Source organism: Thiocapsa roseopersicina (assembly GCF_900106925.1).
Taxonomy (GTDB): Bacteria; Pseudomonadota; Gammaproteobacteria; order Chromatiales; family Chromatiaceae; genus Thiocapsa; species Thiocapsa roseopersicina.
The window spans coordinates 1-24,203 of sequence record NZ_FNNZ01000021.1 but is presented as its reverse complement, the minus strand read 5'-3'; the positions used below and the strand labels follow the sequence as shown (position 1 = coordinate 24,203).

Below are 24,203 nucleotides of genomic sequence, written 5' to 3'. Positions count from 1 at the left end.
GGGGAAGTGGGATGAACACAGCGACAGCAACCGAGCAACGCCGCGAAACAGTCGCCTTGAACGACGAGGAAGGCGTCAAGAAGATCATCGTCGACACCGTATTCGGGCTCTGGGGCATCGTCAACAATCTGACCCGACTACGGCCCTCCAAGCGCGAGCACTATCGGGTCACGATCTTCGGCTCGGCACGGATCAAGCCCGGTCATTTGGCCTACGACGAGGTGAAGCGCCTGTCAAGCGCCTTGGCGGAGATGGGCTGCGACATCGTGACCGGCGGCGGTCCCGGCCTGATGCAGGCGGCCAACGAGGGTGCACGGTCGCAGGATTCCGTCGAGCGCGCGCAGAGCGTCGGCATCCGCGTGGACCTTCCCTTCGAGCAGGAGGTGAACCCGTTCGTCCAGGAGGCCTACGAGCATCAGACCTTCTTCAGCCGACTGCACCACTTCGTGATCGTCTCCGATGCCTATGTCGTGGTGCCGGGCGGTATCGGCACCGTCCTCGAATCCATGCTGGTCTGGCAACTCCTGCAGGTCCGACATCTGCGCGACACCCCGCTGATCTTCGTCGGAGAGATGTGGTTCGAGCTGGTTGAATGGGCGACGCGCCACATGCTGCGCTCGGGCTCCGAGCTGGCCAACCCGGAGGACATGACCATTCCCCGCTGCGTCAAGACCGTGGACGAGGCCATTGCTCTCCTCGAGGGGGAGCACGCCCACTGGCAGAAGAACATCACACCGCCGCGCAGCGACTCAAATCGGGACGACTCCGCCCTGTAAACCGATCATTCCGGCAGCGATCGGAGACACGGATCGCCGGATCGCCGCGCGCTTTGTATATTGCCCTCCGCTATCGGCTGCGCACCCGCACCGAGCCCGGATTTCAGCACATACCAGGAGAGTACAAGATGTCCGAGCCGATCCACCCGGCCGCGATCCACCACTTACCGCCCTTCGTCACGGCACCGGGCGAGACCGACGGCTTGCTCGTGGCGATGGCGATCTTTTTGCTGATCTCCGTCGTGGGCATCGGCGTCTTTTATTTTAAGCTCCATGCCCTACCGGAGCAGATGGCCCATCGAGGTCAGAAGATCCAGTTCGAGATCGTCGCGGTGCTTGCCCTGCTCGCGCTCTTCACCCACAACCACGCGTTCTGGATCGCCGGGCTGCTGCTCGCACTCGTGCCGCTGCCGGATTTCACCACGCCCCTGTCGTCGATCGCGACCTCGCTGGAGCGCATCGCGGGCAGGCCGGAACCAGCGCCGTCGCCCGCGAGTACGACGGCATCCCCAACGCCTTCGGCCCATGCGGGCTCGCCGCAGTCATCGACACCGCAACCGGCCGCGTCGGCACGGATCAGCAGCGGGTCAACGACGCAACACGGGGGCGTCGACCATGCTTGAGCTCCTGCTCTGCTCGACGCTCACCATCCTGCCGGACTTCCTGTTCCGTCGCTTCGTCCAGGACAAGCGGCTCGGGCGCGAGATCAACCTGTTCACCGTCTGGTACGAGCTGCGCTGGGGGATCACGCTGTGCCTGATCCTCACCATCAGCCTGATCACGACGGTGTTCTATTTCCACCCCTCGACCAAGTCCGCCTCCTCGGTGTTCCGGACCGTGACCATCCTGCCCGAAACGAACGGGCGGGTCGCCGAAACCTTTGTCGAGATCAACCAACGGGTGCAGGAAGGGCAGCCCCTGTTCCGGCTCGACAGCACGGCGCAGGAAGCCGCCGTAGAGACGACCAAGCGCAAGATCGCGGAGATCGACGCCGCCATGGTGACGGCGAAATCCCAGCTTGCGGAATCCGAGGGGCGCATCGTCCAAGCGCGCGGCGCGCTCGAGCAGGCCAACGACGAGCTCGCCCGCAGAACGGAGGTGCAGGAGCGCAGCCCCGGCTCGATCGCCGAGGCCGAGGTCGAGCGGATGCGGGTGCAGGTCCAGACCGCGCAGGGGGCCCTCGACGCGGCCCTGGCGAGCCGCGACACCGTCGTCGCGCAGATGGAGTTTCAGCTCCCGGCCGAAAAAGCGAGCGCCGAGGCGGCGCTGCACGAGGCCAAGGTCGCTTTGAACAAGACGATGGTGGTGGCCGGGACCCACGGGATGTTGCAGCAGTTCGCGCTGCGACCCGGCGATATCGTCAATCCGATGCTCCGCCCGGCCGGCATCCTGGTGCCGGATCGCTCGGCCGTGTTCCTCATGGCCGGCTTCGGTCAGATCGAGTCGCAGGTCATCAAGGAAGGCATGATCGGCGAGGTCACCTGCATGGCCATGCCCTGGCAGATCGTCCCGACGGTGGTGAGCGAGGTTCAGCCCGTCATCGCCTCGGGCCAGGTGAAGCCGACCGACACGCTGATCGATGTGCAGCAGATGGGACGCCCCGGAAGCATTACCGTCATCATGGAACCGCTCTACACCGGTCAGCTCGACAGCCTGCCCCAGGGCGGCAACTGTATTGCCAACCTCTACACCAACAACCACGAGGCTCTACAAGACCCGGACATCGGCTTTTGGCACAGCTTGGGACTCCACGCCATCGACACTGTCGGACTGGTGCACGCCATCATCCTGCGTCTCCAGGCACTGGTGATCCCGTTCCAGGCATTGGTCTTCGGCGGACATTGACAGGGAATCCGAGAACTCATGAAGATCCACGCCCGCTTATCGCTCCTCCTCGCCGTCACGCTCATCGGTGGCTGCGCAAGCACCGCTCGCGAGCTGATGCCGACCCCCACGCTGTATCAGCTCCCGGGCGGACAGCCGGTCTTTGATCGGGCGGCAGCGAGCCAGCAACGCCCCAGCACAGACCTGGACCTGCTGTTCATCACCGACCGGGCACCACCGACGGCCGCCGAGCAGGAGACACAAAGCAAGGAGCAGGGTCCCTTGCCCTACGGCCAGGAACGGGCGAAGCGAATCGCCTTCGGCTCCGCCCGGGTCCGCGTCGTTCCCGGACTGGACTGGGAGGCCCTACGTGAGCAAAGCCAGCTTGCCGAGCGCACGCGGGAGGTCAACCTGGAGCTCGGCCAGGTGCGTGAGCTTGGCGCCTTTCCACAAGAGCCCTACCGCTTGCGCCCGACAGAGGACGGCAAGCTGCTGCGGGATCGCGATCAGCTTGCGCGCCACGCCGAGGTCAAAGAACAGCTCCAAAGCGAGGTCCAGCGCCGGCTCGCCGAGGCGCCCAAGAAGGAGGTCCTGCTCTATGTGCACGGCTTCAACGAGACCTTCGCCAGCGCCGCCTTCACCGCCGCGGAGCTCTGCCACTTCCTCGGCCGGGAGCAGGTGTGCGCCTTCTTCACCTGGCCCGCCTCCACCACCGGCAACTTCCTGACCTCCTACACGGCGACCACCGAGTCCGGAGACTTCGCGGTGGAGCACCTGAAGAAGAGCATCCGCATGCTCGCCACCACACCCGGGGTGGAAAGGGTTCAGATCCTCGCGCACAGCCGCGGTACGGCGGTGACGCTCAAGGCCGTGCGGGAGCTGGGGCTCGAGGCCATCGCCGCGGGTAAAGAGGCCGCCGACCTCTACAAGATCGACAACCTGGTGCTGCTCTCGCCGGACATCGACATCGATATCGCCGCTCAGCAGATCACCGGCTTTGTCTCCGACCCCGACCTGGTCACGGTCTGGCCCGAGGCAAGGCTGCCGCGGGTACTGAAGGGCCGGCTGACCATCTATGCGTCGCCCGAGGACCGTGCGCTCCTGGTCTCGCGGATCCTGTTCCGCAGCAGGACCCGGGTCGGCCAGATGCGGCCCGAGGACATTCCCGAGGAGGGCCAGCGTTACATGGCGGAGGTAGGACGGTTGGACCTGATCACCTACGAGGGCAAGCGCACCGATGCCTTCGGTCACTCCTACTTCACCACCAACCCGCAGGTCAGCTCCGACTTGATCCAGTTGATCCGTTACGGAAAGAAGCTGGGGGAGCCCGGGCGAGAGCTCATCCGGACGGGGCCCATCACCTGGAGGTTCCCTGTCGAGCCGGTCGGATCTTGAAGGTAGCGAGCTACCCGGACTAACGGTTCGGCAACCTCTTCGATGCCGACCTCGGACATGAACAAAGGTCGCTGACACCTTATGAAACAGGCAATCCGTTACGCAGACTATCTCCAGACCATCGGCGCCGGGCGGCGGAAGCTGAGCTTCAACGCCATCGCACCGCCGCTGGGGCGCGACGCGGATGGACGTGCCATACCGCCCCCTGCACCGGGCCCGATCCGACTCCAGCCCGACGAGATCGCGGCGCTGCTGCGGCCCTATGTCTCGGTGCGGTTCATGGAGCAGTTCAAGGCCGTGGTCCCCTTGGCGCTCTATCTGGCGCTGTTCCAGATCCTGATCCTGCGCCAGCTCATCGACGACTCCTGGGTCGTCACCGGCGGTCTCTTCGCCGTCATCCTCGGACTGATGTTCTTCATGGAAGGCTTGAAGCTGGGGCTGATGCCGTTCGGCGAGTTGATCGGGCACACACTGCCCCGCAAGTCGCCGCTGCCGCTGGTGCTTTTTATTACGCTGCTGCTCGGCATCGGCGTGACCTTCGCGGAGCCGGCCATCGGGGCCCTCAAGACCGCCGGGCAGAATGTCTCGCCCGAGCAGGCGCCCTATCTCTGGGCGCTGCTCAACCAATGGTCGACGGCCTTGGTGCTGGTGATCGGCGCGAGCGTCGGGCTGGCCGCGGTGCTGGGCACCCTGCGCTTCCTGCATGGCTGGAGCCTGAAGCCGCTGATCTACGCCTCCCTGGTGCCGGTGATCGGACTGACACTGTACGCCTCGGCCGATCCGGAGCTGGTTACGGTGCTCGGGCTGGCCTGGGATGCCGGCGCGGTGACCACCGGCCCGGTCACGGTGCCGCTGGTGCTCGCGCTCGGCATCGGCATCGCGGCCGCCGCCGGCAAGGCCGATTCCGGTCTCTCCGGCTTCGGTATCGTGACACTGGCCTCCCTGTTTCCGATCATCGGCGTCCTGCTGCTGGCACTCTACGTCGCCGGCACCGTCACCCCCGCCGAGATCGTTGCCGCCGCCGCGGCGACGGGTGCGGATTCGGGCCCCCTCCCCTGGTATCAGCGCAGCCCCGGTCTGGAGGTGGTGATGGGGATTCGCGCCATCCTGCCCCTGGTGCTGTTCCTGCTTCTGATCCTAAGGGTGGTGCTGAAGGAAAGCCTGCCGCGCCCGCGCGAGATGATGCTCGGGATCGGGCTGACGGTGATCGGCATGTGTCTCTTCAACATCGGCTTGACGTATGGGCTCTCCAATCTGGGGGGGAGCGCCGGGTCGCTGGTCCCTGCCGCCTTCATGGAGATCCCGGGCGCGGACGGCTCACCGCTTTACCGCTACGCGGTCGGCGTGACCATCGCACTGGTATTCGCGTTGGTTCTGGGATTCGGGGCCACCATCGCCGAGCCGGCGCTGAACGCCTTGGGCGTCACCGCGGAGCAGCTCACCAACGGCTTCTTCAAGAAAAGGACGCTGATCCTCGCCGTCTCGGCCGGGGTCGCCTGCGGCATCGCGCTGGGCGTGACCAAGCTTGTCTTCGACCTGCCGCTGGTCTGGCTCATCGTCCCGCCCTATCTGCTCGCCGCCGCCCTGACGGCCGTCTCCTCGGAGGCCTTCGTCAACGTCGCCTGGGACAGCGCCGGCGTCACCACCGGGCCCATCACGGTGCCGCTGGTGCTGGCGATGGGGCTCGGACTCGGCAACGCCACCCACGCCGTCGAGGGCTTCGGCATCCTTTGCCTGGCCTCCATCGGGCCGATCATCAGCGTCCTGCTGACCGGGTTGTGGGCACGCATGCAGGCCGGCCGGCAGGAGCGGGTCGCCCGCGACCAAGCGGCTATCCATCATGAACAAGAGGTCCAGGCACTCGTATGAAAGACGACAAGATCACCTATTTGACCGACGTGGCGCTGATCACCTGCGTCGTCTCTACAGGGCGCGGCGATGCGGTCATCGCGGCCGCCCGGGCCATGGGAGCAGCCGGTGCGTTGGTCCACCACGCTCGGGGCATCGGCCCGCGGGAACGCCTCGGACTGCTCGGGATCGCGATCGAGGCCGAGAAGGATGTCGTCAGCATCCTGGTCGCTACCGATTCTCAGGACGTGGTCTTCGAAGCGGTTTACCGCGCCGCGGACCTCCATGTTCCCGGCGCGGGCATGGCCTACATCACGCCGGTCGAGCGGATGGCCACCTATATTCCGCGCGAGGTTCTGACAACGCTTGCGGGCCAAGGGGACATGCCATGAGCCCGGTCCAAGCAGCCCCGCGGGTTCCGGGCCAGCCGGCCAAGCTCATCTCCTGCGTCCTGCCCGACGACGGCACCGAGCGGCGTCTGCTCGCTTGGCTGCGCGAGCAGGGCATCACTCGGGCCGAGAGCGTCTACAGCCGGGGCCATTCGGTGCTGCGGGAGGCCGTCACGCGGCGAGGCAAGCTCCCCGAGCCAAGCCTGGTGCGCCTGGTTCGGATCGTCGTCGACGCCCGGGCAGCCGACAGCCTGTTCGATCGCATCTACGAGCAGGCCGACATCCATCGACCCGGCGGAGGTGCCCTGTTCATGACCCCGCTGCTTTTCGCAACGCCCTTTCCTTTGCCCGAAGGTATCGCCGACGAACCGGGCGAAATCTAGCTTTGGCAGCTTTGTTGCGTCAGTAATCCATCCGGCCATCGGCGTCGTGGGAGCGGCGGGCCGCGACTACCAGGAGGATCGGAGCATGGGCCATCTGAATCCGCATGAGGGGTACAAAGATGCTTGAGCGGCTCGACGGTGACCGAGGGGAGTGGCTGCGATTGGACCTGGTCGCTGGTCTCACCACCGCGGCGGTCGTGGTCCCCAAGGCCATGGCCTATGCCACGGTCGCGGGGCTGCCGGTGGAGATCGGGCTCTACACGGCCTTCGTGCCGATGCTGATCTACGCGATCCTCGGAACCTCGCGGCCGCTCAGCGTCAGCACCACGACGACCCTGGCGATCCTGACCGGCACCCAGCTCGCGCTGGTCGTGCCGAGCGGCGATCCGGCGGCACTGCTGACCGCCTCCGCGACGCTCGCCGTCCTGGTCGGGATCATGCTGATCCTGGCCTCGGTGCTGCGCCTGGGGGTCGTCGCGAGCTTCATCTCGGAGCCGGTGCTGACGGGCTTCAAGGCCGGTATCGGGCTCGTCATCGTCCTCGATCAGGTCCCGAAGCTGTTGGGCATCCATTTCGAAAAAGGCGGCTTTCTGCAAAACCTGATGGCGCTCGTGCACCACCTGCCCGAGACATCGCTGATCACCCTTGCCGTCGGCGTGGCGATGCTCGTCATCCTGGTCGGGATGGAGCGATTCGTCCCCCGCGCCCCGGCCCCGCTGGTGGCCGTCGGCTTGGGGATCGCCGTCTCGGGTCTCTTTGCACTCCAGGCGCACGGCGTGGAGACCGTGGGCCACATTCCCTCGGGGTTGCCGGCATTCGTTGCACCCAACCTCGACCTCATCGCCCAGCTTTGGCCCGGCGCTCTCGGCATCGCATTGATGAGCTTTACCGAGTCCATTGCCGCAGCGCGGGCCTTCGCCGGTCCCGGCGAGCCGCGCCCCGCGCCGAACCGGGAGCTCTTGGCGACAGGGCTCGGCAATGTGGCAGGCGGGCTGTTCGGCGCCATGCCCGCCGGCGGCGGCACCTCCCAGACGGCGGTGAACCGGCGTGCCGGAGCCCGCACCCGGATGGCGGGCCTGGTGACTGCGATTGCCGCGCTCGCGACGCTGGTCTTCCTCGCGCCGCTGATGGGGCTGATGCCCCAGGCCACCCTGGCCGCCGTGGTGATCGTCTATTCGATCGGTCTGATCCAACCGGCCGAGTTTCGCGACATCCTGCGGATTCGGAGCATGGAGTTTGTCTGGGCGCTGGTGGCCTTTGGCGGTGTCGTGGTGCTTGGAACCCTGAAGGGAATCCTGGTGGCGGTCATCGTCTCGCTCGTTGCCTTGGCCTATCAGGCCGCACATCCGCGGCTCTATGTCCTCGGCCGCAAGCCCGGCACCGATGTCTTTCGCCCCGAGTCGGAGACACATCCGGACGACGAGTCCTTTCCCGGTCTCCTCATCGTGCGCCCGGAAGGACGCCTCTTCTTCGCCAATGCCCAACGCGTCGGCGAGCAGCTCTTGCCTCTGATCGATGCGGCCGAGCCCAAGGTGGTCGCGATGGATTTCAGCGCGGTTCCCGACATCGAGTACTCGGCACTCAAGATGCTGATCGAGGGCGAAGAGCGTCTGCGCGAGCGCGGCGCCGCGCTCTGGCTCGTGGCGCTGAACCCTGAGGTCCTGCGCATGGTGCAGCGCTCGCCGCTGGGCAAGACCCTCGGGCGCGAGCGCATGCTGTTCAATCTGCAGATAGCCGTGGAGCGATACCTATCGCAGACGACTCAGCCGGAGGAGATGCGGTGAAGCTTTTTCAATCCATCTTCGGTGGCCGCGAGGCCCTCGGGCGCTATCCCGAGTCTCTGATCGAGATGGCCATCGAGCGCAGCGTGGACGGCACCGACCCGAGGTTGCGGCTGGTCCCCGGTTACCGCAAGCGGCTGCGCGAACCCGTCATCCACGCGATCGATCATGTGGTGGCCCTCGTGGACGGCATCCCTGCGACCGTGGCGGCCGGACTCGGCGACTATCGCAACGATCCGCGGCTTTCGGCGCTGTTCGCCTCGGGCGAGGAGATGCAGCAAGTCTTCGCCCGCGACCGGGCCCTGTCGGAGTATCTTTCCGGGAACGAGGGGCGGAGTGCCGAGCGGGTGACGGCCCTGCTCATGGCGCGTCGGGAGGAGAAAAACATCCTCGGAATGGACTTGGTGGACGACCAGGTGCGGCGCGACGTCGCCCAGGTTACGGTCAGCTTCTCCGGACACCACCTGCTTGAGCCCCAGACCATCGAGGAGGAGTGCAGGCGCTTTCTCAAGCGGCGCGCCTTCGATCATCTGCTCACCCTGGCCCTGGCCCGGATCGCCGAGGCACGGGTCGAGCGTGCGGATCTGACACGCCAGCGCGATCTGCTGCAGCGTCAGCTCCGAAACATGAAACGCGGGACGCTGAGCTTCGATCGGCCGGACCCGGACGAGCCGGACGCGGCCGGAATCCAAACGGAATTCGACGCCGTCTCGCGACAGTTGCAGGCACTCGGCGCGGACGCGGGTCTATTGAAGGCCCATCTGGAGGTCGTCGCCGAACGTCTCGCAGAGGCCGAGCGCCAGTTGTGGTCGGAGGACATCGAGCTCTGCTTAGGGCCTATGAACATCCGACGTGATCCCGGCGACTCGTCGGCCCGCGTCATGGTCCTCCACGAGCTCCAAACCGCCCGCGGTGCGCGCGCCGTCGTGCTGCCCGTCACCATCGACCCGCGGGATCTTCCCCGCCAAGAGGACTTTGTCTCCGCCGCCCAGCGCTATCTCTGAGAGCAGGCGGGCAGATGTCGCGGATCCATCACCGTTTTTCGGTGAGCCCGCGCCGACGTCATCGAAGTACAACATTTGGCAGCCCTTTTGCTGTTCGTTATCCGTGCAAAAAGACGGCCAGCGTTCGGACCGCCGTCGGGCGGCCGCCAACCGAAGGAGACCCGGGCAATGAGTAAAAAATCACATAAAAACAAGACCCATATCGACGTCACGGACGCCGCAAACGTCGAGGAGATATCCGCATCCGGCAAGCTGAAGAACAAGACCTACGAGAAGGAGCTGCGCAAGCTGCACGAAGAGCTGGTGAAGCTCCAGGAGTGGGTCCGGCACGAAGGGCTCAAGGTCTGTATCGTGTTCGAGGGCCGCGACGGTGCCGGGAAGGGCGGCACCATCAAGGCGATCACCGAGCGGGTGAGCCCGCGCGTGTTCCGCGTCATCGCGCTGCCGGCGCCGACCGAGCGCGAGCGAAGCCAGATGTACGGACAGCGCTTCATCCCGCACTTCCCGGCAGCCGGCGAGGTGGTGATCTGGGACCGCAGCTGGTACAACCGCGCCGGCGTCGAGCGCGTCATGGGATTCTGCAGCGAGGAGCAGGCGAAGCGGTTCCTTGAGATGGTACCGGGGTTCGAGAAGCAGATGGTCGATTCGGGGATCATCCTCATGAAGTACTGGCTCGAGGTCAGCATGGAGGAGCAGACCCGGCGGCTCGAGGGGCGTATCGACGACGGGCGGAAGATCTGGAAGCTCTCGCCCATGGATCTGAAATCCTACAGCCGCTGGTACGATTACTCGCGGGCCCGCGACGAGATGTTCGCGGCCACCGATACCGCCTGGGCACCCTGGTATGTCGCGCGCTCCGACGACAAGAAGCGGGCGCGCCTGAACATCATCCGTCACCTGCTGGGCCGGATCCCCTACGAAGTTCTGCCCCGCGAGAAGGTGGAGCTACCCAAGCGGCAGAAGTCCGATGACTACCGTGAGCCGGACTACCCGTTCAAGATGGTTCCGGAGGCCTATTGAGGACGTCTCCCGCTAGAGGAAAGCTCGACCGCCGTCCGCGATTCGGTCCTCGAGCTCCCCGGCCTCGTCGGCAAGGTCCACCGGGGAGCGCGAATGGCATTCGATCAATCGACGTAGACCACCGCGTAGCGTCCGCCGTAGGACTGATAGTAGCTCCCGCCGCAGCTGTACAAGGAGGTGCCGTCGATCACGACCGTGCGGCAGGCCGCCGGCAACGTGGACACATAGACCGCCGAGCGGCGAATGGTCCGGCGCGTGGTGCGCCGGGCGACGCCGGCAACGCTTCCGGGCGTCATGGGACGACCCACGACCGCGTGCGCATCCTTGATCGCGATGCCGATCGGCAGCCAGCCATCGACGATGAGCGCGGCGGCGATGAGTCCGATCCCCATCGCGATTGAGTTGATTGGACGGCGTTTCTTCATCACTGAGCCTCCTCGATCATGAGCGCACCCAGGTCGTCGACCGAGAGCGTTTCCAGTTGACGGACACCCGCGGGTGCGACAAAGGTGAAGCGATCGGCCGCGATCGTCGGCGCCGTATCCCAGTCACGGAACCGAACGGCGTATTGCGGGGCACCGGTCACCCATTTACTGGTGATGACATATTTCAGCGGCAACGGCTGATCGCCGGTGCGGACCCAGATCTGCCAGTCGACCTTGGCGGACCGGAAGGCCAGATGATGGGCCTCAGTCCCGTCGACGTAAGCAATGCCGAGATAGGCGCCCGCGGTCACGTCGGTCATCAACCCCGGATAAGGGTCGGCGTAGAAGAGATCGCCCGCCGGGGCGTCGAAACCCGTCGCGGCACGCAGCTCGGTCACCGCCTGGTCGATGGTGCCGGGGGCTTCGAGCTGCGCGTAGATCTGCAGCCGTTTGCCGTGCAGCGTCAAAGTCTGGCCGTCGAAGACGACCTCCATATCGGCCAGAGGCCCCTGCCGATGGGCATGGAAGTGATTGGGTCGCTCGACGAGGAGGCTTGCCGAGCTGCTCAGCTGCAACTTCTGGCCGGCGAGATCGATGATCTCGTCATCCACATCGGCCTGCACGCTGAAGGCGGCCAGACCGCCCAGATAGCTCGACATGGCGCGCAGGACTCGATCCGCTTCTGGATCGACGTCCTGCTCGGCCGCCGCCGCACCGCCCGCGAGCCCGAGGCTCAGGACGATCCCGGTCGCCTGAACAAGCCCCCGAACGGTGGGCATTCGCAAACATCGCTGGATCAATGGATCGTCCTCTTCTGTTGATGATTTGAATGACAAACGTGGAACCATGGATGGATTGGAATAGGTTCGCGCCGCTGATCTCCCTCCGTCCGGACCGACCTACCCTAACTTGCCTTTCAAGAGCTCCGATTACGCGGGTGCAAGCGTATTCTCTTGCTCTCGGCTCGTCACGTGCCAATCGGCGATGTCCGCGGCCCCCTCCGCCACCATGAGCAGCAAGCGCGCCCGATTGGTGGGGAGGATCACCAGGGTGAGATGGACGGCCGGCGCAGCCAGCCGGGCCTTGAGTGCCTTCTCGAATTCGACCACCCGATCGTAGGTCAGGCCCCGCTGATACGCCCCGTCGCGCCCCGTGGAAGAAAGGGGTGATAAGGCCATAGGGAACGGCGACGCTGATCACGTCGCGCTCCAGCATGCCGTCCAAGTCCCCGGGCGCGAAGCCTTCAAGGCACGGATCGCCATCACGGAATCAGCGCGATCACATGGTCCTGACCGGCATCGATACGGGCATCCAGCGCACCGGGCAGGGTTGCCGGCATGCCCTGCTCGTGCAGCGCCGCCCCCCAATAGTTCGAGCGCCCGCCCAGGCGGATCGGCACCGTAAAGCCGATCATACCCGGCGGACTCATGCCCTGAACGTGCAGGGAGCCGAGGAAGGACTCACGATAGAGCAGCCAGTTGGGGGTGACCAGGGCCTGCTTGCGGTTGCGGAAGGGACCGTCGCCGAGTGGTGAGGCGAGCAGTTCCCAGGGGCGCGATGCACTTTCCCAGACGCAGGGGTCGTCGATGTCCTGAACGGCGATGAAGGCCCCGGGCGTAAGCACCGCCGAGCCGCTGGCCGGTGTTTGTGTAGGCGTCTCCAACGGCTGCTCCTCGCGTTTCGGAAGTTGCATAGACCGGGCGCTAAACCGCGTCCAGAGCGACATGCCTCATTTTCATGGTGTGTCGAGCTCAAGGATTCTTCCGACCTTTGTGGTGACGCGGTTTAGGCTTGCCCCGGCGTTCCCGTCAAATTCGAGCAAGCACACTCGGCGAGCTGTCCGGTCGTCTCGCGCGAAGCCAGCAGTCCCCCGCCCCGCCGAATCGATCCGGGCCGACGCTGCCCCGGAAAGCATCGTGCCCCTCTCCGCTTATTTTGCGCTAACCGAATAGCGACCGAGCAAAACGATAACCTAATCTCCGCTTCGGCATCATGCCGAGGCTGTCCGGTGTCGCGGCGGGACTTGGCGTAGTCACCCGGTCGGCTCTCCGGATCCCCGACCGTCCCAACTTGACTAGGAGCCCAGCATCCATGAGGCAAGCCCTGGACCCGTGGCATCCCGCGGCGCATTGCCCGGCCGGCTCTATTGCCGCGCACTTGCGAGGCGCGCGCGACGGGGGCGGAGAACCCTTGCGGTCGAGGCCCGACATCGCGCCCGCCCACCGTCGCCGGGCGTTGGCGCTTGGACTCGCCACGCTCGCGGCGCTGACCGGACAATCCGCGACCGTTCTCGGTGGGGAGGGCGGTACCTCGCACGTGATTCCGGGTGCCAATGCGACGCTCGCGGATCTTCCGCCGACGACGCCCGGCGTCTTCTTCAAGCCGATGTTCTTGCGCTACGAGGGCGAGGCCTCGGCCCAGATCCCCACGGCGGCCGGCATCGTGGCGAACGTCCACGCGACGGTCGAAACCTTGGTCCTCGGGGGCGGCTACACCGTCCAGCCGACGCTGCTCGGCGGTGCCCGTTACAGCGTGGCTGCCTTCCTGCCTTACTCCTGGATGGATATTTCGGCGGACTCCGATGCGCTGGGCGGCATCGGGGTGCAAAGCCGCGTATCCGGCTTCGGCGACCTGACGGTCGTGCCGGTCATGCTCGCCTGGAAGCCGAGCGATTGGCAATACGATTTTCTGCTGCCGATCTATGCGCCGACGGGCAGCTACGAGCTCGGCCGGCTCGGCAATCCGGGGCCCAACTACTGGACCTTCGATCCCATCGTCGGTGCGGCGTACTCCGGCGCAAAGACTGGACTGAACGCGGCGATCCATCTGGGGTACGCGATGAATACCGAGAATCCCGATACCGACTACCGCAGCGGAGACTTGCTGCATGTCGACGCCTCGGTGCAGCAAATCGTTCCGTTGGGCTCGGGCTACCTGAACATCGGCGCGGAAGGCTGGTACTTCCAGCAAGTGACGGGCGACAGTGGATCGGGTGCACGGCTCGGCGACTTCGAAGGCCGCACCGCGCGGCATAGGCCCGGTGATCGGCTACATCCAGCCTTTAGGCCAGCAGAAGCTGGTGCTGGAGCTCAAGTGGCTGCCTGAGCTCGAAACGCGGAATCGCCTCAACGGCGATTACCTCTGGTTGAAGGCGGTTTACAAGTTCTGACGGACGGCCGGGCTCTCCGTACCGCCCATCGCCGACAGGCTCCGGAGATCCGCCGAATGGCAGGTCCCGCGACGCCACCGATCGGCCCTCGATCATCCAGGAGACAAGACCCGATGAGATCGATTCGCTTCGTTCGACCGCGCCTGTTCGGCCTGACGCTCGTTGCCGCCTGCTTGGGGCTGCCGACCCTGGCAATGCCGAGTCATGCCAGCACCCTGACCAAGGCGGTGCGCACCAGCGAGAGCATGGAGCCCGCGCTGTCCTTCCCCGAGCAGGAGCAGAACGCTGCCAAGAAACTCGCCGACCTGCGCGCCCGTACCGGCAAGGCGCCGAACATCGTCTGGCTGGTGATCGACGACATGGGCTGGGGCGATCCGGGCGTCTATGGCGGCGGCGCGGCCATCGGCGCCGCTACGCCCAACATCGACCGCCTGGCCGCGGGTGGGTTCAAGCTCACCTCAACCTACTCCCAGCCGACCTGCATGCCGACCCGCTCCGCCATCCTCACCGGCCGGCTGCCGGTGCACACGGGGCTGACGCGTCCTATTCTGGCCGGCGACACGCTCGCGAAAAACCCCTGGGCCGACGAGATCTCTCTGCCGGCCCTGCTCGGCAAAGCAGGCTACACGACGGTGCTGAGCGGCAAGTGGCACGTCGGCGAGGCCGAAGGGATGCGCTTCGACGAATTCTACGGCTACTACCCGGCGCAGAAGGAGCTGAGCCAGGCTTTCGACAAGCGCCGCTATCCCGATTTGGTGCTCAATCCGGAGCGGCTGGAGATGCTGCGCGCGACGGGCGCGAGCGAAGCTTTGATCCACGCCTTCAAGGACGGCGAGACCAAAGAGATTCAGCAGGTCCGGGGCATGGAGGACGTGGCCGAGGCGGACCGTATCCTCAAGGAGTTCACCCTCGCCAAGAGCGCGGACCTGGCCCAGTCCGGCAAGCCCTTCTTCCTGAAGCACTGCTTCATGAAGGTCCACGCCGACAGCTTCGCGTCCAAGGCGTTCGAGGGCAAGAGCGGCAGTAAGCACCCGTACAAGGACGCCATGGTCGAGGTCGACGCCTATGTCGGCGAGATCATACAGGCGCTGGACGAGGCCGGCGTGCTGGAGAACACCTTCGTCTTCGTCACCTCGGACAACGGCCCGCAGCTCGATTCCTGGCCGGACAGCGGCTACACGCCGTTTCGCGGCGCCAAGGCGTCGGCCTAGGAGGGCGGTGTGCGCGTGCCCGGCATCGCTTACTGGAAGGGCATGATCGCGCCTGGGCGCCAGAGCGACGAGCTGTTCGACCTCATGGATCTGTTCAACACCGCGCTCGATCTGGCGGGCGCCATCGACAGCATCCCCACCGACCGCTACATCGACGGCATCGATCAAACCTCGCTCCTGCTCGCCGACGATGGCCGGTCCAGACGCGAGAAGGTCTACATCTGGAGCGAGAAGAACCTCATGGCCATGCGCATGTATGAGTACAAGATCCACCTCAAGGTGGTCGAGACCCAAGCGCAGTGGCTCGACATCGACTGCACCGCGGAAAAGGCGGCCAAGGGCGCGGGCACCAAAGCGACGGTCGGGATCGGCGGACGCTGCTCGCCCGCCGAGGCCGCCAAGGATTCGGCCAAACGTGCAGCGGGTGTCGAGGACAAGGGACCGCTCGACAAGCACCGCGATGAAGGGTTGGTCAAGAAAGCCGTGAAATAACAACTGATCATTGACGGGCCAATCGTCGACGCCACCATCGCCGGTCTCGCCTATCGTCTCTTCGAGTCCGAAACCAAGGCATGATCGTCCGCAATCGCGGCATCGGAATCGGCAGCCCCTCAACCTGATGAAACGGGAGATGCGATGAACGTCAATGTCCTGCCGATCGCCGTGCTGTGCGGCCTCGCGTCCCTCGGGACAAAGGCGGCTGTTGCGGCCGACTCCGCGCCGATTCCGTCGGACGGCTCGGTATTGCCCTTCCCGCCGACCCCATCGGCCAGCATCGCCGCTCCGACCTTGCAGAAATCCACCCACCAGCGCCGAGTCGAGCAGAGCCATCTGCCCGCGGATGCCCCGAACATCTTGATCATCCTGCTCGACGACGTGGGCTTCGGCCTCGCGGACACCTACGGCGGGCCCATCCATACCCCGACCCTCTCCCGTATCGCAGGCGAGGGGATCAGCTACAACGCCTTCCACACCACCGCGATCTGCTCGCCCACCCGGGCGGCGCTGCTCACCGGGCGCAACCACCACCGTGTCGGCTCCGGAACCATCGCCGAGCGCGCGGTGGATTGGGACGGCTACACGGGCGTGATTCCCCGAACGTCCGCGACCCTGGCCAAGGTGCTCGGGGAATACGGCTACAAGAGCGCCGCCTTCGGCAAGTGGCACAACACCCCGGCCACCGACACGACCGCCATGGGGCCCTTCACCCTCTGGCCGACCGGCGAGGGCATCGGCTTCGACTACTTCTATGGCTTCCTGGCCGGGGAAACCTCCCAATGGGAGCCGCGCCTGGTCGAGAACTTCAACCCGATCGAGCCGCCCCACGACGCGACCTACCACCTCTCCGAGGATATGGCGGACCAAGCCATTGACTGGATGCGCAAGCACCGTGCGTTCGCGCCGGACAAGCCCTTCTTCATGTACTGGGCGCCCGGCGCGGGCCACGGGCCGCACCACGTTGCCAAGGAATGGGCGGATAAGTACAAGGGGCAATTCGACGCCTGCTGGGATCAGCTTCGCGAGCAAACCTTCGAACGGCAGAAGGCGTTGGGCTGGATCCCAGCGGACACCAAGCTCACGCCGCGGGCCGAGTCCATGCCCGGCTGGGACAGCATCCCGGAGGCCGAGCGCCCCTTCCAGCTGCGCCTGACGGAGGTGTTCGCCGGCTTCGTCGAGCATGTCGACGTCCAGGCGGGCAAGGTCATCGACGAGTTGGAGCGGCTGGGCATCCGCGACAATACCCTGGTCATCTACATCTTCGGCGACAACGGTTCCAGCGCCGAGGGTCAGCAGGGGAGCATCAGCGAGTTGCTGGCCCAGAATCAGATCCCCAACACCATCGCCCAGCAGCTTGCGGCCCTCGACCGGCTGGGTGGCCTGGATGCCCTCGGCGGGCCCAAGGTGGACAACATGTACCACGCCGGCTGGGCCTGGGCGGGGGACACCCCCTTCCAACACACCAAGCTGATCGCCTCGCACTTCGGGGGGACGCGCAATCCGATGGCGATCTCCTGGCCCAAGGGCATCCGCCCCGACAAGACACCGCGGCCCCAGTTTCACCACGTCAACGATATCGCTCCGACCATCTACGAGATCTTGCGCATCGACCCTCCCGAGGTGGTGGACGGCTTCGCGCAGGATCCCATCGACGGCACGAGTCTGGCGTATACCTTCGCTGAGGCCGAGGCGCCCGGCCGCAAGCCGATCCAATACTTCGACAACAACGGCAGCCGAGGTCTCTACCGGGACGGCTGGTACGCCGGCACCTTCGGCCCGCTGACGCCCTGGCTCAGCGTGAGCCCGGGGCTTGCCACCTGGGATCCGAACAAGGACGTCTGGGAACTCTACAACCTCGACGTCGACTTCTCGCAGGCCAACAACCTGGCCGCGCAGGAGCCGCAGCGGCTGGAGACCATGAAGGCTCTGTTTGTCGAGGAGGCCAAAGCGAACAAGGCAGTTCCGATCGGGGCGGGCATCTGGCTGCGCATCCATCCGGAGGATCGCATCAAGACGCCCTACAGGAGCTGGCAGTTCGACGCGACCACCACCCGCATGCCCGAGTTCACCGCCCCCGGCCTGGGTCGCGAGAGCAACCAGGTGACCATCGACGCCGAGTTTGGTGAGAACGCCTCGGGCGTGCTCTACGCGCTCGGCGGGGCCTCGGGGGGCTTGACCCTCTACATGGACCAGGGCCACCTGGTCTACGAGTACAACATGATGATCATCGAGCGCTATGGTGTCGCGACCGCCGAGAAGCTCACCCCCGGCAGGCACCGCATCGAGGTGGACACGACCATCGCCAAGCCCGGCGCCCCGGCCCAGGTCGTGCTCAGCGTCGACGGCCGGGAAGTCGCGCGGACCACCGTGGCCCGCACGGTCCCCGCCGCATTTACCGCAAGCGAGAGCTTCGATGTGGGCGTGGACCTGGGCTCGCCGGTGTCGCTCGACTACTTCGAGCGACGTCCGTTCGCCTTCGACGGGACGATCGACTCAGTGCGCGTCTCGCTCAAATAGAGATCTTCACGCCTTCACAACGGATCGTCGCTCATCCGCCGGACGATCGCATACACGCAAACCCGCGTTTGGACTATAAAGCGGGAAGCAGGAGGCGGAGGCAGGACGCTCTTTCAAGCGGACAGGAACTCAAGCCAAGCGCCGGCAAGGCGCCCACCATCGTGAGGACACGCATGCGTAACCTACGACAGCAGCTCGGCCGATTGCTGACCCCGGTCATCGTGGCCGTCTCCATCGGGATCTCGACGCCCCTCGCCCTGGCGGCGGAGGAGGCCAAATCCCCGGTCGATCGCTTTCCGCCCGAGCAGCTCGAGCAGCTCGTCGCGCCGATCGCACTCTATCCCGACGCACTGATCGCGCAGATCCTCATGGCCAGCACCTATCCGCTGGACGTGGTACAAGCGAAGCGCTGGCTCGACGACCACGAAGACCTCGAGGGCGAAGCCTTGGACCAGGCGGTCAAGGAGGAGTCATGGGACGACAGCGTGAAGGCGCTGGTGTTCTTCCCGAGCGTGCTCGAATTCATGAGCGACAACCTGGACTGGACCCAAGACTTGGGCGACGCCGTGCTGGCCCAGCAAGGCGAGGTCACCGATACCATCCAGCGCCTGCGCGCGGAGGCGGACAAGACCGGGGCGCTCGCCAACACGGAGCAACAGCGGGTCGAGAAGGCCGGCGACACCATCATCATCCAGCCTGCGCAGCCGGAGGTGGTCTACGTGCCCACCTATGACCCTGTGACGGTCTACGGCGAGAGCAATCCGCCGGCTCAATCCTATTACCCCGATGCCTATGCCGACGCCACCGCCAGCTACCAGTCCGGCTATGCGGCGGGCCAGGCGGCCGAGGCGTCCTCCTCGAGCGGCATCGGCACCGACAGCCTGATCGGCTTCGGAGTCGGGGCGGTGGCGGGAGGTTTGCTCACCGCGGCCATTATGTGGGACGACGATGACGACTGGAACGATCGGCTCTACTACGGCGGTCGCGGCTACTATGGTGCTCCGAGCTACTGGGCTCGCAACGAGTATTGGGACAACAACGGCTGGCGGGAGCCGGCCAACATCAACGTCGACCGCAGCCGCAACCTCGATCTCGACCGCAACGTCGAGCGCGGCGACATCGAGGTCAACCGCGGCATCGTCGGCAACGAGGTCGCGAAATGGGAGCACAACCCCGAGCGGCGCGGCGGCGTGCGCTACCGGGATTCCTCCACGGAGAACCGCTTTGCCGCCAAGCGCGGCGAGGCGACCATCGATCGCGACGATGCGCGCGGGCGCATGAAGAGCACCGACCGTCAGGTCAAGGCCCCGAATCTCGACCAGGTCAGGCGCGAAGGTGCGGCCAGCGGCAAGGTCGCCGCTCGCGCGGATACGCGCCCTGCGGGCGGGGACGCGCGTGCCAAGGCGCAGACCAAGGCACCCGCCGCGAAGGCGAAGGCGCCCGCCGTCAAGGCCAAGCCCAAGGCGCAAGCGGCCGCCGCGACCAAGCGACCGGTGAATCGCGAGGTCAAACGCCCCGCGGCGGCCCCTGCCAAACGCCCGGCAGCGGCATCGAAACCCATGGCGCAGCGCCCCGCGGCCTCACGGGCGTCGGCACCCAAGGCCAGTGCATTCAAGGCGAGCAAGCCGGCCGCCAGCCGCGCGGCCAGCAATCGCGGCGGGGCCAGTCGAGCCGCAGCGGGGCAGCGTGGCGGGGGCGGTAAAGCAGCTCGGGGTGGCGGAGGGGGTCGACGCTGATGGCTGCGCCTGCGTGGCGTTCATCCAGACCGCGTCTCTCCTCGCGCGGCGGCCTTGATCGGCTGTCGCACCACCTTGCCTCTTGTTTCGGAGCTCAGCTCATGAAGACGACCATCGCTTTGCTTGCCTGCTTGCCCCTCGTGCTTTTAATGACCCAGCCCCGCGCCGCCGTGGAGGAGCCGACTCCGGCGACTGATTCGGCTCCCGGTCCGGGGGCGGCCGAGGTGTCGGTCCAGCCGCCCATGTCGTTCGAGAACCCGGATGTCGCCGTCATGGCCCTGATCGACGCGGCTGCCTCGGAGGATCGCGGCGCCCTCTTGGATGTGCTCGGATCCGATCTCGACGAGCTCGGCTCCGGCGACGCGGTTGCGGATGCCGCCGACCGTCGGCGCTTCGTCGAGTTGTCTCGAGAAGCGGCTCATCTCGAAGACGAGACCGAGGACAGCGCCATCCTGGTGATCGGGCCCGAGGACTGGCCCTTCCCGATCCCCTTGGCCAAGGACGATCAGGGTTGGTTCTTCGATACCCGGGCCGGGCTCGAAGAGCTGTTGGACAGGCGCATCGGACTCAACGAGCTGCATGCCGTCGCGACCGCCCGCGCCTTCGTGGATGCGCAGTCGGAATACGCCGCCGCCGATCCGGACGGCGACGGTGTGCGAGCCTACGCGGGGCGTTTCTGGAGCACCGACGGCACACGGGACGGACTCTATTGGCCGACGAACGAGGACGAACCCGAGAGTCCCATGGGGCCCCTAGTGGACGATGCCGTCGAGGAGGGCTATGAGGTGCGCGAGGACGCGCAGGGGCGGCGGCCTTTCCACGGCTATTTCTTCAAGATCCTGACCGCACAGGGACCGAGCGCGCCGGGCGGGGCCAAGAGCTATCTCGAAGATGGCAAGTTGGCGGACGGTTTCGGTCTGCTCGCCTGGCCTGCAAGCTACGGCAATTCCGGGATCATGAGCTTCCAGGTGAACCAGCGTGGCATGGTCTATCAGGGGGATCTCGGCGAGGATACTGCCAGCGTCGCCGAGGCCATCGACGCCTATAACCCCGGCGAGGGTTGGGAGCCGGTTGTCGATTGACCGAGCCGGCGACCCTGCGTGTCCGATGCGACGTGGGACAGTAACCGCAAGGTGCCGTCTGCCTGCCGTTGGAGCGCGGCGGCTTGGCGCCAGGTTCTCAGCCGAGCCCTTCCTGATCGCCGCCAGAGTCGGGTGACCGCTGATGGGGTCGAACCGTCGCCGATCCCGGCGCCGCGAGTGACCGCAAACCGCGCAGAAATGATCGGTGGCGTAAGCAGCCGCGGGAGCCTGCAATGCGCGTTAACCCGTCCGAGGACAGAGCAAGGTCGAGCGGCAGGTCAGGACGCATTGCCGCCCCGGGCGCGCTGATCCAGGGATAGAAAAAACCATCGCTCCGCGTGGTTTCGTGGCTGCTAGCATGCGCGATCGCCGCGCGGCCTGGCTCGCCCCCGGGCTCCAGGGGCCGCGCGACCCGATGCCCCCGGCCACGGAGCGCGGCGTCACGCTGCCCGAGCGCCATCCACGAGTCGCACACGAGTCGGTACCCGAGAGCATGAATCGGTCGCCACGTCTCCTCCGCCTACTGCCCTTCCTGCGCTGGTGGCCCTATCAGGGTGCCACCCTGCGGGCTGATTTCATCGCCGGGCTCACGGTCGCGCTGGTGCTGGTGCCCCAGTCGATGGCCTACGCCCAGCTCGCCGGGCTGCCGGCCTACTACGGGCTTTACGCCGCCTTCCTGCCGGTGGCCGTGGCGGCGCTGTGGGGCTCGTCCAACCAGCTCGGCACCGGCCCGGTGGCCGTGGTCTCATTGCTCACCGCATCGTCCCTGGCGCCCTTCGCGGCGGTGGGCTCGGATCAGTTCATCGCGCTCGCGGTGATGCTGGCGCTGATGGTCGGTCTGATCCAGCTGGCCCTGGGCGTCTTCAGGCTGGGGGTGGTGGTGAACTTCCTGTCCCACCCGGTGATCGTCGGCTTCACCAATGCGGCGGCGATCATCATCGGCCTGTCGCAGATCAACAAGCTGATCGGTGTTCCTATGGGGCGCTCGGAGTCCTTCATCAACGACATCTGGGGCGTGGCGCTGCTGGTCGGCGACACTCACCTGCCGACGCTGGCCATGGGGCTCCTGGCCTTCGTCATCATGTGGACCGTGAAGAAGAAAGCGCCCGGGCTACCCGGGGTGCTGATCGCTGTGGTGGTGACCACCCTCCTGTCTTGGCAGATCGGCTTCGAGCGCAACACCAGCGCCGGCCTCGATCAGATCGCCGAGCCGGAGGCCCGCGCCCTGCTCCGGGATTACCTGGACACCGAGGCGCGGGTCGCGGCCCTGGATGCCGAGCTGGCGTCCAAGGGCGCAGAGCTCCAGCGTGCGCACAAGTCCGGGGGGGCGGCCCTGCGCGAGGAGGCGCGGCTGGCCTACGAGATCGAGCTGCTCAGGCTCCAGCACGAGGACCGCGTTCAGGAGAACCGCAAGCGCAGCCGTGCCCTGCGCAGCTTCGTCTTCGAGCAGGTGTCCGGTTCCGGGGGCACCCTGTACTACGCCCGAGGCCGGCTGCCCGAGGGCGCCGAGTCGGACGGGCGGCGTTGGCGCATCACCCGCGCCGTGCATGGCGAGGGCGGGGCCATCAGTCTTGCGGGGGGCGGCCAGGTGGTCGGAAAGATCCCCGAAGGCCTGCCCTCGCTCAGCCTGCCGAGCGTCTCGTGGGACGCCTTCGGTTCCCTGCTCTCGGCGGCCATCGTGATCTCTCTGGTGGGCTTCATGGAGGCGATCTCCATCGCCAAGGCCATCGCGGCCAAGACCAAGGACAAGATCGACCCCAACCAGGAGCTGATCGGCCAGGGACTGGCCAACCTGGTGGGCAGCCTGTCCCAGTCCTTTCCGGTGTCCGGGTCGTTCTCGCGCTCCGCGGTGAACATCAACGCCGGCGCCCGCACCGGGATGTCGTCGGTGATCACCGCCGCATTCGTGCTGCTGACCCTGCTGTTCCTGACCCCGCTGCTCTATCACCTGCCCCAGGCGGTGCTGGCGGCGGTGATCATCATGGCGGTGATCGGCCTGATCAACTTCCCCGCCATCAAGCACGCCTGGCAGGCCAACCGGCACGACGGCATCGCGGCCGTCGTGACCTTCGTGTCCACCCTGGCCTTCGCGCCGCACCTCGACAAGGGAATCCTGGTGGGTGCCGGGCTGGCCATCGGGCTCTATCTGTACCGCACCATGCGCCCGCGGGTGGCCATCCTCGGCCGCTTCCACGACGGCACGCTGCGCGACGTGAAGGTCAACAAGCTGCCGGAATCCAAGGTGGTGGTCGCCGTGCGCTTCGACGGGCGGTTGTACTTCGCCAACGTCTCCTATTTCGAGGAGGCCATCCTCGAGGCGGTGGCGGACCACCCGCGGATCTCTTACCTGCTGGTGGTCGCCGACGGCATCAACGAGATCGACGCCTCGGGGGAGGAGGTGATGCACCACCTGGTGGAGCGCCTGCGTGCGAATGGGATCACGGTGATGTTCGCCGGCCTCAAGAAGCAGGTCCTGGACGTCATGCGCGCCACGGGGCTCTTCGCCTACATCGGCCAGGGCAACATCTTCCCCACCGCCGATCAGGCCATCCAGGCGGCCTACGCCGCCGCGGATGCCGCGGGCGTGCAGCATGGGGCGACCCTGCTCAGAAAGGACTCTGCCCCCGCGCCGGGTGCCGGTCCATAGCCGCGGGGGCGTCTAGGGAAACGCTGATCAAATGCCGTCCCGGCATTTGTTTCGCGCGTGTTTCGCTAGTTGTCGCCTCCACCTTTTCGGTCTCTAACCGCAAGAGGGGGCGAAGACGAGAGACCCGTGCCGAGAACATCTATATAGCTCTGCGGGTTACGCACAACACCGCAGAGGGTAGAAAGCGCTGCGAGTGGTCCAGTCTTCCGGGGTAGGCCGGTGTCCGCCTAGCGCGGCCAGCATAGATGTCAGTCCATTTCGACTTTAGGCCGCACGAAGCCGCTATCACCACCAGGAGCTCTCTAATTGACTAGTTCACCAAGCACGAACGGCGACGGCGCTACTGTCGTAATTACGCACCGAGTACGCGGTGATAAACATGCAGAGTATGAGCGTTGGTTAGACGCATCCCATTACACACAACTTTAAGTGTACAGGCTAAGATATCGCTTTTGGACGATCTCCGGGGGCGTCGATGGGCTGGGCAGAAGCGGAATT

The 24,203-nt window shown here is 66.0% G+C and carries 21 protein-coding genes; 17 read left to right on the top strand and 4 right to left on the bottom strand.

The window, feature by feature from the left end; genetic code table 11:
• Positions 1–11: 11 nt before the first annotated feature.
• The 10 genes from BLV04_RS18565 (at position 12) to ppk2 (ending at position 10,420) form a co-directional block, all read left to right on the top strand.
• Positions 12–776 carry an LOG family protein gene (locus BLV04_RS18565; RefSeq protein WP_093035778.1) on the top strand — a complete coding sequence of 255 codons (765 nt, stop codon included), beginning with the start codon at positions 12–14 and terminating at the stop codon, positions 774–776.
• Positions 777–904: 128 nt separating this feature from the next.
• Complete coding sequence (locus BLV04_RS18560) at positions 905–1,399, top strand: hypothetical protein (RefSeq protein ID WP_093035775.1); 495 nt, start codon at positions 905–907, stop codon at positions 1,397–1,399.
• Complete coding sequence (locus BLV04_RS18555; protein ID WP_093035772.1) at positions 1,392–2,621, top strand: HlyD family secretion protein; 1,230 nt, start codon at positions 1,392–1,394, stop codon at positions 2,619–2,621. The genes BLV04_RS18560 and BLV04_RS18555 overlap by 8 nt, the downstream gene beginning before the upstream one ends.
• Before the next feature lie 18 nt (positions 2,622–2,639).
• Positions 2,640–3,995: an alpha/beta hydrolase gene (locus BLV04_RS18550; RefSeq protein WP_093035769.1), complete on the top strand. Its 1,356-nt coding sequence runs from the start codon at positions 2,640–2,642 to the stop codon at positions 3,993–3,995.
• An 81-nt stretch (positions 3,996–4,076) separates the two neighbouring features.
• Positions 4,077–5,864: a DUF1538 domain-containing protein gene (locus BLV04_RS18545; RefSeq protein ID WP_093035767.1), complete on the top strand. Its 1,788-nt coding sequence runs from the start codon at positions 4,077–4,079 to the stop codon at positions 5,862–5,864.
• Positions 5,861–6,235 carry a P-II family nitrogen regulator gene (locus tag BLV04_RS18540; RefSeq protein ID WP_093035764.1) on the top strand — a complete coding sequence of 125 codons (375 nt, stop codon included), beginning with the start codon at positions 5,861–5,863 and terminating at the stop codon, positions 6,233–6,235. Before BLV04_RS18545 ends, BLV04_RS18540 begins: the two co-directional genes overlap by 4 nt.
• Positions 6,232–6,615 carry a hypothetical protein gene (locus BLV04_RS18535; protein ID WP_093035761.1) on the top strand — a complete coding sequence of 128 codons (384 nt, stop codon included), beginning with the start codon at positions 6,232–6,234 and terminating at the stop codon, positions 6,613–6,615. Before BLV04_RS18540 ends, BLV04_RS18535 begins: the two co-directional genes overlap by 4 nt.
• Positions 6,616–6,734: 119 nt before the next feature.
• Complete coding sequence (locus tag BLV04_RS18530; protein ID WP_093035758.1) at positions 6,735–8,399, top strand: SulP family inorganic anion transporter; 1,665 nt, start codon at positions 6,735–6,737, stop codon at positions 8,397–8,399.
• The gene (locus BLV04_RS18525) at positions 8,396–9,400 is read left to right on the top strand and encodes a hypothetical protein (protein ID WP_093035755.1); all 1,005 of its coding nucleotides are present in this window, start codon (positions 8,396–8,398) and stop codon (positions 9,398–9,400) included. The genes BLV04_RS18530 and BLV04_RS18525 overlap by 4 nt, the downstream gene beginning before the upstream one ends.
• Before the next feature lie 168 nt (positions 9,401–9,568).
• Entirely contained in the window at positions 9,569–10,420 is an 852-nt protein-coding gene (gene ppk2 / locus BLV04_RS18520) for a polyphosphate kinase 2 (RefSeq protein WP_093035752.1), read from the top strand.
• A 104-nt stretch (positions 10,421–10,524) separates the two neighbouring features.
• On the opposite strand, the gene BLV04_RS18515 is transcribed toward ppk2, so the two are convergent.
• The 4 genes from BLV04_RS18515 to BLV04_RS18500 all read right to left on the bottom strand — a co-directional run bounded on the left by BLV04_RS18515 (position 10,525) and on the right by BLV04_RS18500 (position 12,538).
• On the bottom strand, positions 10,525–10,845 hold the full coding sequence (locus tag BLV04_RS18515) for a hypothetical protein (RefSeq protein WP_093035749.1): 321 nt from the start codon (positions 10,843–10,845) through the stop codon (positions 10,525–10,527).
• Complete coding sequence (locus tag BLV04_RS18510; RefSeq protein WP_175534695.1) at positions 10,845–11,624, bottom strand: DUF2092 domain-containing protein; 780 nt, start codon at positions 11,622–11,624, stop codon at positions 10,845–10,847. The genes BLV04_RS18515 and BLV04_RS18510 overlap by 1 nt, the downstream gene beginning before the upstream one ends.
• A 150-nt stretch (positions 11,625–11,774) precedes the next feature.
• Complete coding sequence (locus tag BLV04_RS18505; protein ID WP_093035743.1) at positions 11,775–12,023, bottom strand: type 2 periplasmic-binding domain-containing protein; 249 nt, start codon at positions 12,021–12,023, stop codon at positions 11,775–11,777.
• Between the two features lie 83 nt (positions 12,024–12,106).
• A complete protein-coding gene (locus BLV04_RS18500; RefSeq protein ID WP_093035740.1) occupies positions 12,107–12,538 on the bottom strand; it encodes a hypothetical protein in 432 nt (143 codons plus the stop codon).
• A 398-nt stretch (positions 12,539–12,936) separates the two neighbouring features.
• Here BLV04_RS18500 and BLV04_RS18495 point away from each other — a divergent pair, with 398 nt between their 5' ends.
• The 7 genes from BLV04_RS18495 to BLV04_RS18470 all read left to right on the top strand — a co-directional run bounded on the left by BLV04_RS18495 (position 12,937) and on the right by BLV04_RS18470 (position 23,705).
• Positions 12,937–13,950, top strand: coding sequence for a SphA family protein (locus BLV04_RS18495; RefSeq protein WP_245731945.1), 1,014 nt, complete (start codon positions 12,937–12,939; stop codon positions 13,948–13,950).
• Between the two features lie 177 nt (positions 13,951–14,127).
• Positions 14,128–15,225 (top strand): sulfatase-like hydrolase/transferase, encoded by a 1,098-nt coding sequence (locus tag BLV04_RS26000; protein ID WP_217633734.1) that lies wholly within the window; start codon positions 14,128–14,130, stop codon positions 15,223–15,225.
• 15 nt (positions 15,226–15,240) lie between these two features.
• The gene (locus tag BLV04_RS25995) at positions 15,241–15,717 is read left to right on the top strand and encodes an alkaline phosphatase family protein (RefSeq protein ID WP_217633733.1); all 477 of its coding nucleotides are present in this window, start codon (positions 15,241–15,243) and stop codon (positions 15,715–15,717) included.
• Positions 15,718–15,861: 144 nt separating this feature from the next.
• Positions 15,862–18,240 carry an arylsulfatase gene (locus BLV04_RS18485; protein ID WP_093035737.1) on the top strand — a complete coding sequence of 793 codons (2,379 nt, stop codon included), beginning with the start codon at positions 15,862–15,864 and terminating at the stop codon, positions 18,238–18,240.
• Between the two features lie 173 nt (positions 18,241–18,413).
• Positions 18,414–19,976 (top strand): DUF3300 domain-containing protein, encoded by a 1,563-nt coding sequence (locus tag BLV04_RS25320; protein WP_093035734.1) that lies wholly within the window; start codon positions 18,414–18,416, stop codon positions 19,974–19,976.
• Between the two features lie 101 nt (positions 19,977–20,077).
• Positions 20,078–21,058: a DUF2950 domain-containing protein gene (locus BLV04_RS18475; RefSeq protein WP_175534694.1), complete on the top strand. Its 981-nt coding sequence runs from the start codon at positions 20,078–20,080 to the stop codon at positions 21,056–21,058.
• A gap of 493 nt (positions 21,059–21,551) precedes the next feature.
• Positions 21,552–23,705 (top strand): SulP family inorganic anion transporter, encoded by a 2,154-nt coding sequence (locus BLV04_RS18470; RefSeq protein WP_093035930.1) that lies wholly within the window; start codon positions 21,552–21,554, stop codon positions 23,703–23,705.
• Positions 23,706–24,203: the final 498 nt, after the last annotated feature.

Bases quoted from the DNA above. Each gene is read 5' to 3' on its own strand.
- BLV04_RS18565 (WP_093035778.1), top strand. From the start codon at position 12: ATGAACACAGCGACAGCAACCGAGCAACGCCGCGAAACAGTCGCCTTG.
- BLV04_RS18560 (WP_093035775.1), top strand. From the start codon at position 905: ATGTCCGAGCCGATCCACCCGGCCGCGATCCACCACTTACCGCCCTTC.
- BLV04_RS18555 (WP_093035772.1), top strand. From the start codon at position 1,392: ATGCTTGAGCTCCTGCTCTGCTCGACGCTCACCATCCTGCCGGACTTC.
- BLV04_RS18550 (WP_093035769.1), top strand. From the start codon at position 2,640: ATGAAGATCCACGCCCGCTTATCGCTCCTCCTCGCCGTCACGCTCATC.
- BLV04_RS18545 (WP_093035767.1), top strand. From the start codon at position 4,077: ATGAAACAGGCAATCCGTTACGCAGACTATCTCCAGACCATCGGCGCC.
- BLV04_RS18540 (WP_093035764.1), top strand. From the start codon at position 5,861: ATGAAAGACGACAAGATCACCTATTTGACCGACGTGGCGCTGATCACC.
- BLV04_RS18535 (WP_093035761.1), top strand. From the start codon at position 6,232: ATGAGCCCGGTCCAAGCAGCCCCGCGGGTTCCGGGCCAGCCGGCCAAG.
- BLV04_RS18530 (WP_093035758.1), top strand. From the start codon at position 6,735: ATGCTTGAGCGGCTCGACGGTGACCGAGGGGAGTGGCTGCGATTGGAC.
- ppk2 (WP_093035752.1), top strand. From the start codon at position 9,569: ATGAGTAAAAAATCACATAAAAACAAGACCCATATCGACGTCACGGAC.
- BLV04_RS18515 (WP_093035749.1), bottom strand. From the start codon at position 10,845: ATGAAGAAACGCCGTCCAATCAACTCAATCGCGATGGGGATCGGACTC.
- BLV04_RS18510 (WP_175534695.1), bottom strand. From the start codon at position 11,624: ATGCCCACCGTTCGGGGGCTTGTTCAGGCGACCGGGATCGTCCTGAGC.
- BLV04_RS18505 (WP_093035743.1), bottom strand. From the start codon at position 12,023: ATGGCCTTATCACCCCTTTCTTCCACGGGGCGCGACGGGGCGTATCAG.
- BLV04_RS18500 (WP_093035740.1), bottom strand. From the start codon at position 12,538: ATGCAACTTCCGAAACGCGAGGAGCAGCCGTTGGAGACGCCTACACAA.
- BLV04_RS18495 (WP_245731945.1), top strand. From the start codon at position 12,937: ATGAGGCAAGCCCTGGACCCGTGGCATCCCGCGGCGCATTGCCCGGCC.
- BLV04_RS26000 (WP_217633734.1), top strand. From the start codon at position 14,128: ATGAGATCGATTCGCTTCGTTCGACCGCGCCTGTTCGGCCTGACGCTC.
- BLV04_RS18485 (WP_093035737.1), top strand. From the start codon at position 15,862: ATGAACGTCAATGTCCTGCCGATCGCCGTGCTGTGCGGCCTCGCGTCC.
- BLV04_RS25320 (WP_093035734.1), top strand. From the start codon at position 18,414: ATGCGTAACCTACGACAGCAGCTCGGCCGATTGCTGACCCCGGTCATC.
- BLV04_RS18475 (WP_175534694.1), top strand. From the start codon at position 20,078: ATGAAGACGACCATCGCTTTGCTTGCCTGCTTGCCCCTCGTGCTTTTA.
- BLV04_RS18470 (WP_093035930.1), top strand. From the start codon at position 21,552: ATGAATCGGTCGCCACGTCTCCTCCGCCTACTGCCCTTCCTGCGCTGG.